Genomic DNA, 19,258 nt, shown 5'->3' with positions numbered 1-19,258 from the left:
TGACACTCCCCACAGCTAAAGCAGGGGGATTCTTGCTTCAACCACTACTGCATTGTCTGATACCATTCGGTATCTCAATGTCTTACACAGTGTCCACAAGCTAGATTATACTGTTCCCGTATGCCCTACGGTGCAGTTCATAGGTTCTATTGTTTTATGTTTACTATGCTGACTGCATTTGCAGTCCTTTATCCAGTATGTTGATACTTGCGTTGGTATCCCTATCATGCTTTGTATGGCACTCCGGACACTCCCATTTACGGATTGCAAGATTCTTTACAAGTGGATTTTTAAATCCACAACAGGAACATGTTTGGCTGCTTGGGTACATTGTAGGCACTTTTACAATGTCATTCCCATACCAAATAGATTTATAGGACAACATATCAAAAAACTTAGACCACGATGCAGAACCTATATGCTGTGCTAATTTGTGATTACGCATCATATTTTTTACTTTTAAATCCTCTATGCAGATCGTTTGGTTTTCTCGAATCAGCATAGTGGATTGTTTTTGTAAAAAATCGTTTCTCTGATTCGTAATCTTTTCATGTACTAAGGCAACCTTAACACGCTGTTTATTGCGATTGGTTGAACCTTTTTCTTTGCGTGACAATTTCCGTTGTTCACGTATGAGCTTACGCATTGATTTTTCAAGGTATTTCGGGTTGTATACTACATTTCCGTTACTGTCGGAATAGAACTCTTTAATCCCCACATCAATGCCAATCTTACCACCTTTATTACTCATTGGCTGTGGTTCAAATTTCACATTCAGAACAGCAAAATATTTATTCGTCGGTGTACGCTCAATGGTTACGTTATTGATTTTCTCCACCCCCATAGTTTGACGGATTTTCACAAATCCTGACTTGGGAAGTTTTATATATTTTCCCACAATGCGAATGTTATCGCCCTGATTGATTGTTCTGTAGGACTGGTGGTGATTCTGTTTACTTTTAAATGTCGGATGGGATGCACGTTTCTGAAAGAAGTTTACAAAACCTCTGTCAAGGTCACGCAAGGACTGTTGTAAAGCAATAGAATCTACCGCTTTAAGAAATGCAAAATCATCACTTTTCTTTAAGTCTGTCAGCATTGCAGAAGTCTGTGAATAGCCAATTTTATTGCCATTCTGATAGGCTTCATTACGCATAGCAAGACCTTTGTTGTAGATTAATCTGCAACAACCTAACGTCTGATTGATGATAGTTTGCTGTTCCTTATTCGGATAGATTCTAAATTTAACACCTTTTTGCATTATCCTAATTTATCCTTTTGTCTTTGCGATGTTTTCTGATTTTCGATATATTGCTTGATTACATCAAGCGGAGCACCACCAACAGTTGATACAAAATAGCTGTTTGTCCACAGTGATGGTATTTTTGTTTTCAATGACGGATATTCACTTCTCAAAACTTTGGAAGTATATCCTTTTAATGATTTAACTGCTTTGTGAATACCAAACTGAGGGGCTACTTCCATGAGTATGTGTACATGGTCCGGCATGATTTCCATTTCCATGATGTCTACAGAAATATTTGCAGCATATTCAAGGAGAAGTTCCTTTAATCTGGTATCTATTCCATTTGTTAAGATTTTGCGTCTATACTTAGGACACCAAACAACATGGTATTTACAAGAATAGATTACATTGTTATTGGATTTATATGTAATATTCATATATGTATTATATGCCATTTTTAAATCTATTACGAGGATATTTTGTTCCATCTTCAATTACTTGCGTAAATTCGATGGAAGTGTCTTATATCCCCATAGCTAAAGCAAGGGGTTTTACGACACGCTGGATAATCCTGCATATCCGCCACCTCATACTGAGGTGCCTTTGCTGACTCTCCTGCCTCGATCACTTCGGTCTTTCCACTTTCTGTATAAGTGATCGTTGCCTTTGCCGCTCTTGGATAATCATAGATTTCGATAAATCCTTTTTCGCCTGCCACTACGCCACGCTTTGGCTGTTTTGCACGCATTGTCAGTGCCATGACTGCCATCTCTCCATCCGGGTTTTTCAGAAGGATTTCGCTTGTCTCATCTACTCCGGTCTCAAAATAATTGGCTGTCGTCAGTACAACGTCCGGCTTGCTCTTCATAAAATATCTTGCGAAAGAAGTCGCATACACTCCGATATCAAGCAATGCTCCGCCTGCCAGTTCTTTTGAAAAGAAACGGTTCTTTACATCATATTCCTTGCAGCTTCCCAAATTGACCTGTACCATTTTCACATCACCGATCGCGCCTTCTGCAATCTTCTTTTTCAGTTCTTTATACAATGGCATATGAAGCAAGGTCATTCCGTCACAGATCACAAGCCCTTTCTCCTGTGCGATTGCCACGCACTCTTCCAGTTGTCTGCTGTTGACCGTGATTGATTTTTCACAGAAAACATGCTTTCCGCTGACCATCTCGATAAGAAGTTTTTTAGCTCCACAGCGTATTCACTCAACAATGCAAATTTATCCAACTACAGCCAGTATCTGGCTGATTCCATCAACCGATTCTCTCAGTACTGCTGCGATTGCATCCAAAGAATAGCCAAGCTTTTGCATTTGAAAGGCAACTTCCTTTTTGTGGGAGGCTTCGCCCTCCGCAATTCCCGATCGTCTGCCCTGTTCCATACCATCCTGAACGCCATCATTATAAATGTCTTCCAGTGCTTTACACATATCCAGTTCCTCCCTTTCGTTCTTTTCTACGTTTATCTCCATAAGCTGCCGGGAATTTAAGAATGCTCCAAGTGCATGATAAGTCTCCAAATCCAGCTTTTGGAAATAGTCTTTATGATTTGCCACATATGTACGCAATGCGTATTTATCCTGACTATATTGTAGCATACCGAAGATGATTTGTAAATCACTTTGAAAAGATTCTAAATTTTTCAGTCTTCTGACATCGACGAGGTTAATGTGATAATTGGGAAGATACTTTTTCATCAGTTCCGCATGCTTCTTTTCTGTCCCAAGATCGAACATCTGATGCAGTTCCAAAGGTCCATCCCACTCCTCTGTCCCATAATAGAAGATCAAAGTAATCACCGGGATGAGTTTATCATTCTTTTGAAACCGGGAAAGAAATTCAGCCGAAGAAAGACGGGGCGGACGTTCTTTCCATTTGACCCGCACCTGTTCTGCGTATTCCATGCTGTCATAGAGCATTACTTTCAACGGTGCAGCGTAATGAATGGCAGTCTGTGATTCCACCGCCAGCAGCATCAGCAGAGCCTGATCCTGCCAGTTCATGATGATATCGCGGTATTGCTTTTTTACAACATTTTTCCCCTGAGTGTCCTGAAGACTGACTGCGGTTGTCTCCGGGCTGGGGTAAAGGTTCTCCGGCAGGATTACGGCTTTTCCCTGAAATAAAATGGCGTTGAACAGATCTGCGAACCGTTTCGTATCCTTAAGCCAAAGATTAACATTTACATCTGCTTGTCCCATAGGCAAGTCCTCCTTAATAAAAATATAATCGTTATCATCAAAATGAAAATCTCTGACCGAAATGGTCTTGAAATATGAAATGCTCTCCATACTGGACATCAGACATAGAAAATGGGAATTGGATCTGTCTGAGATTTTGATGTGAAATGAGTATAAGATAGTGTAAGAAAAAAATCAATTAAAAGAGTTTAAAGTTTGTATGAAATAAGTATAAAATTTGTAGTTGTTGGGGAGAAAATATCTCGGCAGTAGAAAGTATCTGATGAAAAAACGTTCATATCCGCCCTTGTTGTTGCATCGCAGTGCAGGACCCGCTTTACCTCAGCCCGTTGACAACTTGTAACAGGAACGTGGAAACACTCGTGCAGAGGCACTCCTGTTTACGTTCCTTAACAAGTTGGGCAAAGTGTCTTCGGAACGCTCCCTGTCAATGCACTGCTCACGCAACAGCAAGGGCGGATATTGGATTTTTCAAATCAGAATGCTTTTCTCGCACCGGGACATTTTTTCTCAACAAACACGAAATTTCAAATAAGAAGTAGAAAGCCGGATGGCTATCGACCAGGATAAAGGATTTGTCAAATAGTAAATATCATATTTACTGTCTAATATTTACTATCGAATATCTTAGTCAATAGCCATCCGGCTTTTTTCTATTCTTTTTAAATTTGCATTGTTGAGTGAATACGCTGTGAAGTCAGAAAAAAACTTCTTATCGAGATGGTCAGCGGAAAGCAGGGTGTTCCTGAGCAGGTGCATTAGCAGGAGCGTTCCGAAGACACTTTGCAGCGTTTGTTAGAGAAAGTAAATCGAGTGCCATTGCACGAAGATTTCCACTTTCGAGTTACAAACGGTCAACGGGCTGAGGTAAAGCGGGCCTGCACCGCGAAGGAATATCTCTGATTTCCGCGTCCGCTTCGCCATAAAGAAGTCTTTTGCTTTACAAGTGTATCATTCCAACAACTACAAACTTTTATGGATGATCCTAAAACGAACCAAAGCACCCCAGATTCTTTCCGGCGATATTGTCGCAATGACTTTCATTGGCAAACTGGTTTCTGTATTCGTCACAATCTACACGATCTTCGTTGTTGCAATCGTGACAGGTGTTGTGGTCAATTATTACGGACAGATCGTAGAGATGCAACGTCGTGAAACAGCAATGATGTTCCTGGATAAATTAGAACGTCTCCCGGAACTTTCCAAAGAAGACCTGGAAGACATCTCAAAAAGAGTACAAAAATTCCGCTGAGTGTTCACTCAACGGAATTTTTGCTTTCCACTTTTTCTTATCTTTATGTCTTCTATTTCTCGGATACTTCTGAGTTTGTATCTCTCACCTGCGGAATTAATGAAGCTGCCAGTTTCCCTTTTCCACGATGTGTCAGATATAAAATTCCAATTACAGAAAATACAACAGCTCCGACAAAATTCACCATAAGATCTTTCATTGTATCTACGATTCCAATGTCTAAATATCCGCCCAGATTCCAAGTCTCACCGTTGATCACAACGGACTGAACATCTACATTGATCGGGATATTTGCTCCTGTCGGATTCAGCTTTACTGAATTGATTGCCGGAACAATCCAGTCTTTCTGCATATCCATTCCGAAGAACCAATCCATACTGAATTCAAAGAACTCCCACAAAACACCAACTGTCATTGAAAAACAAAATGCAAAAAATGCCACAAAATATGGGGACATCTTAATTGAGAATCGATCACTTCGGTTGAATAAATCAATCAGTGCAAACCCGATGGCTGCCATCAAAAATCCATTCGTTGTATGCAAAATGGTATCCCATACCGGAATCTTTACATAAAATGCATTGATTTCTCCAAGTATCTCTGCCGAAAAGATAAAGATCAGAATCACCGTTTCCAAACCAACCGGAATTGTCACTCCAAGTTTCTTATCAATAAACTGTGGCACCATAAATAAAATCAATGTTAGAATCCCAAGAAACATATTGTGATAGTTCCCAAGAAAGAATTGTCTGATAATTGAGACAATAACCAACATTGTCAGTATCATCTGGACTCTTGTTCTATTTCTTGCTTTTTTACTTAATTCGCTCATTTCTTCCCCTCCCTATATAGTCAAGTCTTTTTTCCTTATTTTTCAAGGGATTTTTAGTTCCATATCTCAGATGAATGAGCCAAGAAGATGGACATTTCTCTGTATCTGGTACGAAAATAGAGGGGTTGGGGTACACAAAATAAAACGTCATCATTTTCGTTCTACATGGCCTTGTGTATACCCTCCCATCTACGGCAGCGAACCTCCCGTGTCTACCAGGATCACCCGCATTTCTGCCGGGTCCTAACTTCCTTCGTCCCGCCTGTCCATAACCAGGGTGTCAGCTTAGCTCCTCTACAGGGTCATGCCCTATGGTGATTATTCCTGCCGACTACTGGCTCATTCTTTTTTGTTTTAAGTCTTACTGACCTGTTTAAGTATCAATACCTCACGGCACCTTACGGCGGACGTTTTCCCGACTCGGTCTTCATACTTCTCAGCCTTCCTGTCACAGCTGAATTCAACTCTCCGCAGCTATTTCTGAAAGTTCAATTCAACTGTGACAGAACATTACCTGTTTGTCTCTGCTTACTACGCTGCCTGCAACTGTGGCCTTCTGATATCACTCATCAGTTTCATTGGGTCATAATCCACACCCTTTGTCAGGATTGTGTAGAATACCCTAATAATCTTACATGCCACTGCTACTACTGACTGCATCTTCTTTAACGGGTTTTCTTTACGGGTTCGATAATACTCATGTATTTCCTTAAACTCAGCATTCTTCCCCACCAGTGATATCGCAGCTTCATACAGCACATATCTCAGCCGTTTTCTGCCTCTGTAGCTGATCCGGCTCTCTCCATTGTGCTTTCCGGAATCATTTGCCACGATTGCATATCCCGCCAGCTTCTGCAGCTGCTTCGGATTATCAAAACGTCCAATGTCACCTACTTCTGCAATAAATCCGCTGACTGTAATCAATCCGATTCCTTTGATTTCCATCAGTTTATCAACATATGGAATCGTCTTCAGTTTTTCCTCTATAGTTTGGAGCAGTTCCTCCATCCTTGACACATATACATCCATGTCATTCAGCAGATTCTTCAATTCAATCCTTGCCGCTTCCGGTGCTTCCTTACTTCCAACGCTATGCTCTGCAGCTGATACCAGGATCTTTGCCCTCTTCATTCCAGTGCCTCGCAGCTTCGCGTTTCTCCAAATCTGGTTTACACCGTTCACTCCAAGTATTCTGATATCCTCCGGCAATGGAGCTTCCTTGAGTATCATTCGTCCGCTGACTGCCATTAAATCCCCATAAACGTCTTTATATTCAGGAAAATAAATGGCAAACCATCTAGCGATTCGATTCTTGATTCTTGTTAGCTCTTCCTGCGTCTGGAAACGAAGATTCGATAAGCTCCTGATCTCCGCATAAATACCGGTTGGTATGTAGGGATAAGAGAAGCGTCCTTCATTGACCAGTGCCGCAATCGTCTTTGGATCCTTACGGTCATTCTTATTGGGATTGTTGTCATCCAGCTCTTTCGACTTCTTGACATGGTGCGGATTCACATGTACAGGCTTCATCCCGCTGTCCTGCAGGAATTTCCCCAGTGCAAACCAGTAATGACCGGTCGGCTCCATTCCGGGAATTACAGCTGTTTTACCTTGCTTTTCTGCGATATCTTCCACCCATGCCTTGAACATCATGAAACCCGCCTCAGTATTACTGAATTCCAGCGGCTTCTTTGTATATTCATAGTTCCGCCAATCAAATGCCCTGGCAAAATGAGTTTCACTGCCGACATCAATTCCAACAATCAAAGTTTTTTCAGTTATGGATGCAATTTTTGCGTTCTGTGTGTTACAATTCATTATAGATACCTCACTGTTTTAATAAGATTTTTTACTAACCGTCCAAAGTCAGTAATCTTATTTTACTCTGAGGTATTTCTTTTTCTCAACCTTCTTTCTTGGAATTCCCTATATTTGAATTATACAGGAAGCTCCTTTTTCTCTCAACACATGCGGTCAAAAACACTTTTTATTGCATATTTAGGATATACCGCATCTTTTTTCAACAAAAGGTGTCAGGCCGAAGTTTAAAATAACAGTTTCCACATATGCCTGACACCTTTCTATCTATCGTTTATAGATTCACTTTTATTTTACTTCTGTTTTCTTCTTCTAATAACATAAATCATTCCACCGATCACTGCGATTGATCCTGCAATCATCAGAATCCAGATGTAGCTGATGCTGTCTCCTGTCTTTGCTGTTTTCACCTGTTTTCCTGACACTGAAGTTCCTGTTGGTTTCTTTCCGGCAGTACCTGTCGATGTTTCCTTCGAATCGGTTGGATTCTTTGTTTCTTCTTTCTTCACGATCTGATACTCTATCTGATAGTCTGTATCCTCTCCGTGAAGCACATAATTATCACTCTGTTCGCCGATCATTCCGACAATAGTGGCTGTATATGTTCCGGTCTTGATTTCATTTCCACCTTCTACAACCGCCTTGCAGTCATCTTCGAACAATACCCCTGTAAATTCTGCAGACACATTTGCTTCTTTCCCTGTATCAATCACAGTTCCGTCCGTATTCCATGCAACGCCCAGTGGTTTTGGCTGTACCTGCAGCGTTCCTGGTTTAAACAGTACTGTGTAATTCACATTATCTGCTGTCAACGGAGTTTTTTCTGTAATATCATAAAGACCGACCTTACAGTTTTCTTTTTCTGCATTTCCTGCTGTCAATGTGACATTTATTTTCAAATCCTCTAACTGATCATCCCCTGCCAGACTTCCATCACTGATTGACCAGGTATACTCTGTAATTGTCTGTCCGTATTCTTTCTCTGTTCGCTCCGGACTGATTGTAAGCTTTCTCGGCAATACAGTTACAGGAACTGATGACGTAACTGTTTTATAATTCGGATTAAATGGAGTGAAGATCATCTCCTGCTCACTCTGGTTCTCTGCTACCGTAAGCATTGCAGTATTATCTGCAAAACGAAATACACCATTACCTGACTGACCTGTACGAACTGCCTTTCTCAAGCTATCTCCATAAGTCACTTCTACTGTAGGGAAAGTCACTTCCGGATCTGCCGGAAGGATCTCATATTTCCATACACACACACGTCTCATGCCGGAAAAGATATAATTCGCATTTGTCAGTCCTATTGCAAGTGCTTTATAAGAGCCGACTTCTGTACGCTGTGCATTCAGCAGTCTCTTAATCTCACAGCTGTCATTTTCTAAAAGGCTGTCTGCTTTCACGTTTGCTTCTATTCCACATGCATTTCCTGTATATGTATACTGTGTTGCCGCATTCCATTCTATCTCTGCTTCCTTTTGTGATACATTAAGGAATGCTGGACGAACTACAACATCATAATTACTATTTGATGCATTATCTTTCAGAATAACATATTTTCCTGCATTTCCATAAGCACCAAGAATGTCATCTCCATCTTCATCTGTTGTACTTCCTGACAAAATATCTTCCTGTACGATTGTTGTTGCTTTCAGTGTCAGTCCAAGACTATCAACTGTATCTCCCGGAAGAAGTTTCTCCTTTTCTGAATCACTGATCGTAAATGTAAGATCTTCACTCGTCAATATCTCTCCGTATGTCTTTGCTTTCTTTTCTGCATTGACAACAATTCTCCGTGCACTGCTGCTTTCATCAATCGCTTCACTTTGCAACTGTTCTATCTCCTGGATTTCCATTTCATCTGTTGCATTTGCTGAAACGACTTCCGACTTTTTCACTGTTTTTACCGGAACGCAGATAGTAACACTTTTGTATTTTTTATTATCTGCCGGCTGAAAGATCAGTTCAAATTTTGTCTGATCTGTCACTTCCTGATCTGTCACAACATGATCTGCATCTTTGAATACCCATGCCCCTGCCGGTGCATCTTCAATCCCTTTTAATATAGCTTCTGCCAGTGTCTGACCATATTCAACTTCTACTTCCGGTGTCGGAAGCTTTGGTTCAAATATCAGGTTGCTGTTTGTCTCATAGATCAACCGTGCCATTGGATCATCAATAAAGTTAAGCATTACTGTTCCAAGGAATCGGTTGTCAATACAATTGCCTTCGTCTTTAAATAATCTCGGATTAATTTCCCGTGTCAATCCTAACGGTGCTCCTCGTGAGCAAGAAGTATAATTAAATACCCAAGAATTGTACTCGATCGGATGGCTTGTATCCTGTCCTGTTGTTTGCTTCATTGTTTCTAATATATACGGCCACTTCTCACTTCCATATGTATTATATGCATCCTGAATATACACATGATTTTTTCCATCATCATATAATTTATACGCATATTTATAATCTTTATATTTTATGTCATCCCAATTCGCAAGGTTAAATCCCATCGCACGTTCAACCGAACTTTCGTAGTTCTTGGTTAGATTAAATCTTCGAAGAAATATGATTTTTCCCCTTGCTTCCTTCATTGATGGGATATTCCCTCCACTGTAGACCTTGTCCTTATTTTTTTCAATAAATTCAGCTACCGCATGCTCTAATCCAATTGTAGAACCGGCATCTGATTTTACTGTAAGAATGACTGTTTCTGACTTATGCTTCTCTAAAAAACCGAGGGAGGTATTGAGGATTGACTGTAATGTAAGATCACTTCCGTTTTTTTCCTGACACTGCCATAATTCGCCTCCATGTACTATCTTTACGTCTGCCACAGAAGCATCATCTTTTGTCGCATTTGCACGGATATCAAAGCTGCGTGCTCCCATATTTAACTGTTCATCATAATAAAGATTCTGACATGATGTAATGGATACCTGTGGTATATCATCCTCTACAACTCCTGCTGTTCCTGTATCATGTGTTGCCGGAATATTTACAGATGATAAAAGTGCATCATCCGGAATATTTGCCATCCAGTTTTCTGCATAATAGTACTTCGTCTTCTCTGTGTTTCCTGCCAAAATAGACAGATCTATTTTCGTTCCTTGTTCTCCAAGCTTTAATCCATTAACAGTCTCCAGAATGTACAAACCACTTCTTGCATTCTGAATCAGGTATGTTCCATCCGATTGTTTGAAAAAACGCCAAAGCTGGCTTGTATTTTGATTATGATCAAATTCTTCTTCTACCCACAAATTAATAGTGGTATTCATTCTTCCCGATTCTGATTGCACATCAAGAGCAAGTCCTGTATCTTTTTCTCCTTCTGAAATGCTTTCGATTTGATAAGCATTATAATCCTTAACCCAGGTCAGCTTCCATTTACTTGTTGTTCCCATTGTATAAAAATGAGGAAGTGCACCAGGAACCAGACTATCCGCCCTTCTGTTTAAAGCTGCCAGTTCTCCGGCTTTGTGAATCTCACAGACGGCTGTTTTATCATCTTTGTGCAGTACCTGACTTTCCTTTCCCGTAAACGGAACCACGGATTTTGTAATCAACCAGACTTTTCTATTTTTCTCATCTGTCTGAATGATCTTTGGATTGTTATTATTCAGTTCTCCTTCATATCCGATCCATTTTCCACTGTTTCTATTTTTAATATAGTACCTCGCATTTCCATTTGCATCATTACCAATATAGTAAAATGCAAACTGACGGTGATTGTTTCCCTTTACTTTACTGTCTGAAGACTCCCATAAATGAAGTACTGCACCGTTGTTTTTACTTTTACCATCTACATCTGCAAAACGGTCCGTTCCATCAACTTTAATATGTTTAATTCCATACCATTCATTTTCTATATGATCTAACCGAAAACGACAATTATCTCCTCCTGAAGTATCCAAATGAACTACACTGTTTTTTTCTGCACTATCGTTTACATTCCAGCGATATCTCGTATTTTCCTCAAGTGTAATAAATAATTCATTTCCTGTCTCCATTGTCTGTACACTTTTTCCACCGGAATTCTCTGCATTTACACTGACTGGTATTCCTGTAAGTGTGATTGTCATACATATGAGTACTGCCATTATTCTTTTGATTTTTTTCATGTATTTCTCTCCTCCTCATTGTATTTAGGCAACTACATTTCTTTTTATTATATTTTTGATATCTTTTTTTACAATATTTCTGACACGAATTGCCCGAAAATGGCACGAATTGTCATTCTGTGGTATACTTGTTTTAGATTTTAACTTAACTATCTGTTTGTTATCGGTCATGTGTAGTGTGTAAAGTAATATTTGTTTCAGGCAGATACAACTCTGGGAGGATTTTCATATGACAATCGCTATTGTTGATGATATTAAGGAAGAACGTGTTCTGCTGCGAACACGGTTAGAAAAGATTTTTCATCAGAAAGATATGGGATTTCATTGCTGTGAGTATGAGAATGGGGAGGCATTTCTTGAAGCTTCGAAGGATCAGGACATCACAGTTTTATTTTTGGACATTTATATGGATGGTGCAAATGGGATTGAAATTGCAAAGGAATTCAGGAAATCGAATAAAGACTGTCTGCTGATCTTTACAACAACATCCTCGGATCATGCGTTGGAAGGTTTTCAGGTTCGTGCCATGCACTATCTTGTAAAGCCATATACCGAAGATGAACTTTCTTCTTTAACTGATGAGATTTTGTCCAGAATCCCCACTCCCGAGAAAACACTTCCATTGAAAGTAAATGGGAGTGAATTTCAAGTACCGTTTAAAACGATCGTCCATGCAGATCATTTTTCTCATATGATCCACATTCATACAACTGCAAAAAAAGAACTTGTCATCCGACAATCCTTCAGTTCTTTTACTGCTCCATTAAAAGAAGATTCCCGCTTTTTTGTCTGCAACAGGGGAACGATCATTAATATGGAACATGCAGTTGATTTTGATGGAACGATGTTTCTATTGGATGACGGAAGCAAGATTGCTGTCAGTCGAGAACTAAGCAAACTGGCACGACAACACTTTATGGATTATTTATTTCAAAGGGGGGATTTCTAATGCGTACAATAATTTTTCAGGCTTTGGAATTTACAGTTCTGATTCCGGGCATGTTGCTTGCATATCTCCCTGTGAACTCATCTTTAAAGCAAAAACCTAAGAAAATGATTGCCTGGATGCTTCCTCTTCTTGTCATAATTTCTTTTTTGAGTGGATTTGTATGCAACAGATTTCATTTATCAACAAGAATGATTCTTCTGCCGCTTCTGTTTCTTACGTTTATCCTGTATCAGGCAACACTGCGAATCTCACTATGGAAATCCGTCAGCATCTATCTTGCTGTCTGTGCAGTTTTTTCTTGCTTTAACAGTCTCGCAAGAGCAACGTCTGCTATGCTTAGCTTTAATTCTGAAGAACAGGCTTTTTCTGGATTCTCCGTATTTGCTGTCCTATATAACATTTTCTGTATCCTTTTTGTTATATTGATCTGGCATCCGGCTTCTCACGTTGTCAAGGACATGGTCGAGGATGAAAATCTTGCCCAGACATGGTATGTATTCTGGGTACTTCCGGTTCTTATCATCGGATTGAACCTTGTTCTCATTTCAAAATATAATACGATTCTGCACACACAGCGTTTCTTGCACGGATACATTGTGATTGTTTACGCCCTTCTTCTTATTCTCGCACTGTTTTACACAATGTTTCTGATGATGGCTAACATTTTGAATAAAAACCAAAAACTGCAGCAGGAAAATCTGTTTCTTTCTGTACAGCAGGAGCGATATGAGAATTTAAGATCTGCAATCGAAGAAGCAAGACAGGCACGACATGATATTCGTCATCATTTCGTTCAATTATCTGTCCTGGCCGAAGATGGCAATCTCGAGAAGATAAAGGACTATCTGCAGAACGCAATGGATAAAATTCCTGGCTTTGATTTTCATTTCTGTGAAAATCAGTCTGTTGATAATGTGATCGGATATTATTATGCGTTGGCTCAGAAAGAAGAGATTCCGTTTGATGCACGTGTCGATCTGCCTCAGGAGCTTTCTGTAGATGAAATGGATCTGTGTCTTATCCTTTCAAACCTTCTTGAAAATGCATTGGAAGCCAGCCGCAAGACTACAATGTCACGGCAGCAGATTTTGCTTGAGATCCGCCAGCATTCAGCTTCTCTTCTTTTAATTCGGGTTGAGAATAATTTTGATGGAATCATCAAAGAAAAGAACCATCTGCTCCATTCTACCAAACGGAAAGGTCTGGGGATTGGTACCCAGTCTGTCCGCAGAATGGCAGAAAAGAACGATGGTTCTTGTAATTTCACTTATGAAAATGGAGTCTTCACTGCAAAGATCATGCTTCGTGCTACTCTTTAGGTTGCTCCTCTTTAATATGTAAAGCGAAGGGCTTTTGATCAGTCTTTCGCTACTTCGAGTTTCTTTTTCCCAGAAAGCATTTTATGTCCTGAATAAATAGCCATCCGGCTTCTTCCTATTATTTTTAAATTTGTATTATTGAGTGGATACGCTGTGGAGTCAGAAAAAACTTCTTACTGCGACTGCCAGCGGAAAGCAGCGTGTTCCTGAGCAGGTGCATTAGCAGGGCTCTAAAGCGGGCCTGCACTGCGAAGGAATATCTCTGTTTTTCGCATCCGATTCGCCACAAAGAAGCTTTCTGATTTACAAGCGTATCTCTCCAACAACTACAAATTTAAAATACAACCACCAGCAGCATTTTAAATTGTTCTTGTCCATAAACTGCATGTGGATGTTTTGCCGGCATTACAATCGATTCTCCTTCATGAAGAATATATTCTTCTCCATCAATCGTAATCTTTCCCACTCCGTCCAGGCAGGTTACAAATGCGTCTCCACCGGATTCATGTGTGCTGATCTCTTCATCTTTATCAAACGCAAATAAGGTTACACTGAGATGCTCGTTCTGTGCCATCGTCTTGGAAACGACCTGGCCTTTCTGATAATCGATCTGCTCCTTTAATGTTACTACTTCTGCTTTTTCAAAATTTTTAATTCCTGCCATCTTTTTTCCCCTTATAAAATTCTTCCGTCAATCGAGATCGTTACGACCTGCCATGGAAGAAATTTTCCACTATTTTTTAAAGCTTTTACTGCTGCATTCTCCAATCCGCCACAGCATGGTACTTCCATTCTGAGTACCGTCACACTTTTTATATTATTCTCTGCAATGATCTGTGTCAACTTTTCACTGTAATCAATTTGATCTAATTTAGGACATCCGATCAATGTTATTTTTCCTTTCATGAACTCCTCATGCATATTTGCATAAGCATATGCAGTACAATCTGCAGCAATCAGTAATTTTACATCTTCAAAATATGGTGCATTAACAGGAACAAGTTTAATCTGACACGGCCACTGCTGAAGCTGGGACTGCACCGTCTCCCGAGATACCTCTTCCTGTAAACCACGCCTGTTAAATTCGCGGATTGCCTGTCCAGGGCAACGATGCACAGCGGAATGAAGTTGATCTGCTTTATGGGTTTCTTTTCTTTCCATATTAGCTTTTACTGCTGCCTCATCATATGCCGCAGCTTCTCTTTCTATAAAACTGATCGCACCGGTCGGACAATTTGGAAGGCAATCTCCCAGTCCGTCGCAATAATCATCACGCATCAGTCTTGCCTTTCCGTCAACCATACCGATTGCCCCTTCATGACAGGCGGTCACGCATATTCCACAGCCATTACATTTTTCTTCATCTATCTGAATCACTCTTCTTATCATATTATATCTTCTCCCTTCAATTTCTATTGCAATTATATTATAATAAATTTAATATTTATGTGGTTATAACCACGAAAGGAGATTTTTATGAAACTTTTCCACACTCCGCTTTTCCTTGGAATCACAGAATCCGAATTTGAGACCATGAAAGAATTACATTCCATGCGTTCTTCTTTTTTCTTTAAAAATGGAACTATCTTTCATACCGGGGATCTGATCCACGAAATCGGAATCATTGAATCCGGTAGCGTAAATATTGAAAATATTGATCTTTTAGGCAATAAAAGTATTTTAAGCAATATTTCACAGGGGCAGATTTTTGCCGAAACTTATGCAATCTGCCATGAACCGATGCTGGTCGATGTCGTTGCTATAGAGGATACACAAGTTCTCTTCGCTGATCTTGATATTCTCCTTAGCAATCGGTATGCTTCTCAGCCATGGCACGCAAAAATCATGCAAAATATCCTGAAGCTTTCGGTACAGAAAAATCTGGTTTTATCGAATCGTATTTTCTGTACTTCTGCTAAAACGATCCGCTCCCGCCTTTTAACTTATCTGTCCATGGAATCTGTCAAAGCCGGGAATACTACCTTTCAGATCCCCTTTGACCGACAGCAGCTCGCTGACTATCTAAATGTAGATCGTACTGCCCTTTCCAAAGAACTTGGGAAAATGCGGACTGATGGGATTCTCGATTTTTATAAAAATAAGTTTACGCTGCGGTCTTTCTGAATCCCTGACTGACCGCTGCATAAACTTTTCCTTTGTTTTTTCCTCTTCCGGGATACATTCCCGGCTATTTTTTAATCTTATATGTTCAGACTTTTATCTTTCTGCCCACTTGTTCTCCCAGCTTCACCAGCGTCTCATACCCGGCTTCTGTATTCCGGATCAGATCTTCATCCGGCTGTACTTTGCCCGGTTCTGTCATCAGGATCACAGTTGATCCCCCAAACTCAAACATTCCCTTTTCTGTTCCACGGCAGACCCTGCAGTTTCTCTGCTCATGATTTTTGATCTTTCCTACCATCAAAGCACCAACTTCCATCATCAGCACCGTTCCAAGAGTTTCTGTCTTTAACAGACAGTATTCCCTTGCATTCATTTTGTAGATCGGACAGGCATCATTCGCCACCGGATTAACTGTATGAAGGATTCCTTTTATCTTCTTCTGCGAAGACTTTATTCCATCTGCCACATAGCAATAGCGATGATAATCATCCACCGTCAACCGCAGGATATAGATCCAGCCACCATAATAATGCTTTGCCAGATGTGCGTCCTGAAGTAATTGCTCTGCTGTATAAGCCGTATGCTTGATCTCAAATTTTCCTTTTTCACAGATCGGATATACACTCACTTTTCCGTCACACGGACTGATCAGCACTTCTTCATCCATTTCCACCGGACGTTCTTCTGCTTTGATCTTTCTTGTGAAAAATTCATTATAAGAAGCAAACTCCTGCTTTTCATATTGACTGAGATTGATCTGATTCTTTTCAACAAATGGACGGATTGCCACTGCAGAAAGTCTTGTACTCAGAAACGTTCCGCCAAGCTTTGATACCCAGGGACTGAGAAAAGGACGGATCAGAAGTCTTGTCGCGGTATGCGTATAAATAAACTTCAGCAGCCTGTCCTGTCCCGTTGTTCCCTTTGTTCGGTTTCCATTTCTATCTACATAAATCATCGTTTTCTTTCCTCTGTATCCTGCCTTACTGACATACATGTAAAATTTTAAGTACTGCGGCTGCCACTATTACTACCAGCACTACCAGTGTTGCATTTTTCGGCTTTCTCAATTTAAAATCAGTAATAAATAAAAGTCCGACTACGAGTACCGCTGCATGAAGTGCTACCATAAACTCTTTTCCAAGCAATGGGCGGAACACTACAACCAATGGAAGAATGATCGCCATGGATGTAATCGGAAGTCCCTGATAACATGCACGCTTCTCATCGGTCTCTTTCTGTCTGCACTCTTCCGTCACATTAAACCATGCCAGACGGATCAGTCCTGCAAGGACATAGAACATCAAGATCACCATTCCGATCGGGCCTCTCATCCCAATACAATAACAGATGATCGCCGGTCCTACCCCGAAACAGACGATATCACACAACGAATCAATCTGGATTCCAAAGCATTTTTCTTCTTCGGTACGATCCTTTTTCGTCCGTGCGATCTTCCCGTCAAACATATCACACAATCCCGAAATTGCCAGACAAAGCACGGCCAGATTCAGATGTCCGTTTACTGACAGCATCATTCCCCCGATGGATACCATCAGACTTACATATGTAAGCACTACCGTATAATCATAAATTCCCAACATTTTCTCTCACCTTTTTCCCTTTTCCTATAGTAAAATTAGCCACGATCGTAAGTACTGCACTTACAAGCAGCTCTGTATAATATCCAAGTCCTCTGCTTAAAATCATTCCCGGAAGAAGCAGCCCCGTTCCAAAGATTGGTGCAAAGATAACCAGGAACAGCTTTTCGCTGATTCCCATTCCGCCCGGAAGTGGCAACATATCCACTGAAACCGAGATGGTTGACTGAAGCAGAATAATCAGCCACGCACTCTGACCTGACAATCCAAATGCCTTATATACAAACCATGTAGCTGTAAAAAGTGCAAATCTCTGAAACAACGTAATTCCAAATACATTTACCAGCACTTTTACATGATTCTTCAGATACACTGCCGTTTCCCGGTACTGATCCATGGAGGCATTGAGCCTGTCAAGCCTGGACTGCTTCCTTTTCATCAGATGCATCCGCTCAAGAAGTGCCATTCCTTTTACAAGGATTGTTCTTGCAAGTACCGGATGAAACACAAGGATCAGCATTGTCACCACGCAGAAAACGTTCAGCCCCGTTCCAAGATAAAAAACGTATCTGACATCATAAAGATATTTATGTATAAATCCCTGCCCGAAAAAAGTCACCACAACTCCGATGACAACCAGCACCAGCTTATACGTGATCGTTACGATCATAAGCACCAGTGTTGACACCGGAATCGGGATCTTTTCCTTTTTCATATAATAAATCTGTGCAGGCTGTCCCCCCGAAGCAGACGGCGTAATACAACTAAAGAAAAATCCAACAGACGAAAACAAAAAGCAGGTCCACTTTTTTCTTTTGATTCCAAGAGTTCTCATCATATAATAGATAATGATGGATTCTCCCCATATAAATACGATCACGCATATAAATCCGGGAATGAGCCACAGCAGATTCACGGTCTTCAATATCCTCGCAATCTCTCCAAGATCTTCCCCGTGGAAGACTCCATAAATTGTACCGGCGAATACAAGGATCAGAAATACCACATTAAACGCCATCTTTTTCTTATTTTCCATGATTTTATCGTCCTAATCTTCTGCTTATACCGACAGATATCTTTTCATTCAGTCTCTGATATGTCTTCCAGCCATTCGTCCGGTTGCTGATAAACCAGGTCAGCTCAGCTACCCCGATGCCTCCTGCCACATCCCATAATACATGCTGTCTCGTTGCAAGCGTAGAAATGAAGACCGATATTGCAATCAGTACTGACATCAGCTTATACCACTCAGGAATCTCCTTACACTTTCTAAGACCGATACAGCAGAACCAGCTCGCCATACAATGAATCGACGGAAACAGGTTTACCGGCTTATCAACGGTATATAAAAATCGCATTGCCCGAATAAAAATCCCATTTCCCGTAAGTTCCGGCCTCGTATTTGTCGTCGGAAAAAACACAAAAAATGCAAGACAGATCAGCCGTGCGTAAAAATCTGCCGTGTAAAATCTGTATTTATTCTCATCTTCATAAAACGCTACCATCAGATAATTGACTACCCAGAAAATGTAACAGCCAAAATAAATAATGATAAATGCAGGCATAAACGGAACCAGTTCGTCCAGGCCGCCGGACAGGTTATGCGATCTTCCCGTCCCCACGATCAAAGGTGCTCCCCAATAAACCAGTGAATTTACCACAAAGGTAAATAACGGTGGTAAAACGATCTTACATAATTCTTCTGAATTTTTTCCTTTAAGTAACTTTAATTTTCCCATGTTTTCCATTTTAGACGATAATTTTAAAATAACAACTATCTT

Annotated in this window: 17 protein-coding genes; 4 read left to right on the top strand and 13 right to left on the bottom strand. The window is 40.4% G+C overall.

Translation table 11 applies throughout. From position 1 onward, the window contains the following. Positions 1 to 163 precede the first annotated feature (163 nt). The 4 genes from tnpB to NQ541_RS02375 are packed head-to-tail and all read right to left on the bottom strand — an operon-like array spanning position 164 to position 3,458. Positions 164 to 1,261: an IS200/IS605 family element RNA-guided endonuclease TnpB gene (gene tnpB / locus NQ541_RS02390; protein WP_005612153.1), complete on the bottom strand. Its 1,098-nt coding sequence runs from the start codon at positions 1,259 to 1,261 to the stop codon at positions 164 to 166. Then, positions 1,261 to 1,683, bottom strand: a complete 423-nt coding sequence (tnpA, locus tag NQ541_RS02385) for an IS200/IS605 family transposase (RefSeq protein ID WP_044905287.1) — start codon at positions 1,681 to 1,683, stop codon at positions 1,261 to 1,263. The genes tnpB and tnpA overlap by 1 nt, the downstream gene beginning before the upstream one ends. Before the next feature lie 53 nt (positions 1,684 to 1,736). Next, the gene (locus NQ541_RS02380) at positions 1,737 to 2,426 is read right to left on the bottom strand and encodes a Gfo/Idh/MocA family protein (RefSeq protein ID WP_005612149.1); all 690 of its coding nucleotides are present in this window, start codon (positions 2,424 to 2,426) and stop codon (positions 1,737 to 1,739) included. Positions 2,427 to 2,477: 51 nt separating this feature from the next. Then, positions 2,478 to 3,458 (bottom strand): Rpn family recombination-promoting nuclease/putative transposase, encoded by a 981-nt coding sequence (locus NQ541_RS02375; protein WP_044940964.1) that lies wholly within the window; start codon positions 3,456 to 3,458, stop codon positions 2,478 to 2,480. A gap of 979 nt (positions 3,459 to 4,437) precedes the next feature. On the opposite strand from NQ541_RS02375, the gene NQ541_RS02370 reads away from it, so the two are divergent. After that, on the top strand, positions 4,438 to 4,710 hold the full coding sequence (locus NQ541_RS02370) for a hypothetical protein (RefSeq protein WP_005612145.1): 273 nt from the start codon (positions 4,438 to 4,440) through the stop codon (positions 4,708 to 4,710). A 52-nt stretch (positions 4,711 to 4,762) separates the two neighbouring features. Here NQ541_RS02370 and NQ541_RS02365 read toward each other — a convergent pair whose 3' ends face one another. From NQ541_RS02365 to NQ541_RS02355, 3 genes are all read right to left on the bottom strand, one after another. Further along, on the bottom strand, positions 4,763 to 5,542 hold the full coding sequence (locus tag NQ541_RS02365; protein ID WP_005612143.1) for a DUF2238 domain-containing protein: 780 nt from the start codon (positions 5,540 to 5,542) through the stop codon (positions 4,763 to 4,765). A gap of 531 nt (positions 5,543 to 6,073) precedes the next feature. Next, positions 6,074 to 7,360: an IS110 family RNA-guided transposase gene (locus NQ541_RS02360; RefSeq protein ID WP_005608692.1), complete on the bottom strand. Its 1,287-nt coding sequence runs from the start codon at positions 7,358 to 7,360 to the stop codon at positions 6,074 to 6,076. A 293-nt stretch (positions 7,361 to 7,653) separates the two neighbouring features. Beyond that, positions 7,654 to 11,484, bottom strand: a complete 3,831-nt coding sequence (locus NQ541_RS02355; protein WP_005612141.1) for a phosphatidylinositol-specific phospholipase C domain-containing protein — start codon at positions 11,482 to 11,484, stop codon at positions 7,654 to 7,656. 229 nt (positions 11,485 to 11,713) lie between these two features. Here NQ541_RS02355 and NQ541_RS02350 point away from each other — a divergent pair, with 229 nt between their 5' ends. Then, on the top strand, positions 11,714 to 12,433 hold the full coding sequence (locus NQ541_RS02350; protein WP_005612139.1) for a LytR/AlgR family response regulator transcription factor: 720 nt from the start codon (positions 11,714 to 11,716) through the stop codon (positions 12,431 to 12,433). Beyond that, positions 12,433 to 13,752 carry a sensor histidine kinase gene (locus NQ541_RS02345; protein ID WP_005612137.1) on the top strand — a complete coding sequence of 440 codons (1,320 nt, stop codon included), beginning with the start codon at positions 12,433 to 12,435 and terminating at the stop codon, positions 13,750 to 13,752. Before NQ541_RS02350 ends, NQ541_RS02345 begins: the two co-directional genes overlap by 1 nt. A gap of 334 nt (positions 13,753 to 14,086) precedes the next feature. Here the strand turns inward: NQ541_RS02345 and NQ541_RS02340 are convergent, their stop codons facing one another. Beyond that, positions 14,087 to 14,416, bottom strand: coding sequence for a cupin domain-containing protein (locus tag NQ541_RS02340; RefSeq protein WP_005612136.1), 330 nt, complete (start codon positions 14,414 to 14,416; stop codon positions 14,087 to 14,089). Positions 14,417 to 14,427: 11 nt separating this feature from the next. After that, the gene (locus tag NQ541_RS02335) at positions 14,428 to 15,141 is read right to left on the bottom strand and encodes a 4Fe-4S binding protein (RefSeq protein WP_005612134.1); all 714 of its coding nucleotides are present in this window, start codon (positions 15,139 to 15,141) and stop codon (positions 14,428 to 14,430) included. 87 nt (positions 15,142 to 15,228) lie between these two features. Between NQ541_RS02335 and NQ541_RS02330 the strand changes: the two genes are divergently transcribed. Continuing rightward, positions 15,229 to 15,876: a Crp/Fnr family transcriptional regulator gene (locus NQ541_RS02330; protein WP_005612132.1), complete on the top strand. Its 648-nt coding sequence runs from the start codon at positions 15,229 to 15,231 to the stop codon at positions 15,874 to 15,876. A gap of 85 nt (positions 15,877 to 15,961) precedes the next feature. Here NQ541_RS02330 and NQ541_RS02325 read toward each other — a convergent pair whose 3' ends face one another. The 4 genes from NQ541_RS02325 to NQ541_RS02310 are packed head-to-tail and all read right to left on the bottom strand — an operon-like array spanning position 15,962 to position 19,216. Then, on the bottom strand, positions 15,962 to 16,834 hold the full coding sequence (locus NQ541_RS02325; RefSeq protein WP_023921971.1) for a phosphatidylserine decarboxylase: 873 nt from the start codon (positions 16,832 to 16,834) through the stop codon (positions 15,962 to 15,964). A 25-nt stretch (positions 16,835 to 16,859) separates the two neighbouring features. Then, positions 16,860 to 17,480, bottom strand: coding sequence for a CDP-alcohol phosphatidyltransferase family protein (locus NQ541_RS02320; protein ID WP_005612128.1), 621 nt, complete (start codon positions 17,478 to 17,480; stop codon positions 16,860 to 16,862). Beyond that, entirely contained in the window at positions 17,464 to 18,513 is a 1,050-nt protein-coding gene (locus tag NQ541_RS02315) for a lysylphosphatidylglycerol synthase transmembrane domain-containing protein (protein WP_005612127.1), read from the bottom strand. The genes NQ541_RS02320 and NQ541_RS02315 overlap by 17 nt, the downstream gene beginning before the upstream one ends. A gap of 4 nt (positions 18,514 to 18,517) precedes the next feature. Then, positions 18,518 to 19,216, bottom strand: coding sequence for a phosphatase PAP2 family protein (locus NQ541_RS02310; protein ID WP_023921969.1), 699 nt, complete (start codon positions 19,214 to 19,216; stop codon positions 18,518 to 18,520). Positions 19,217 to 19,258 lie beyond the last annotated feature (42 nt).

The sequence above is a fragment of the [Ruminococcus] lactaris ATCC 29176 genome (assembly GCF_025152405.1).
Classification (GTDB): Bacteria; Bacillota; Clostridia; order Lachnospirales; family Lachnospiraceae; genus Mediterraneibacter; species Mediterraneibacter lactaris.
The sequence above is the reverse complement of the archived record's forward strand: the minus strand, read 5'-3'. Positions and strand labels throughout refer to the sequence as shown.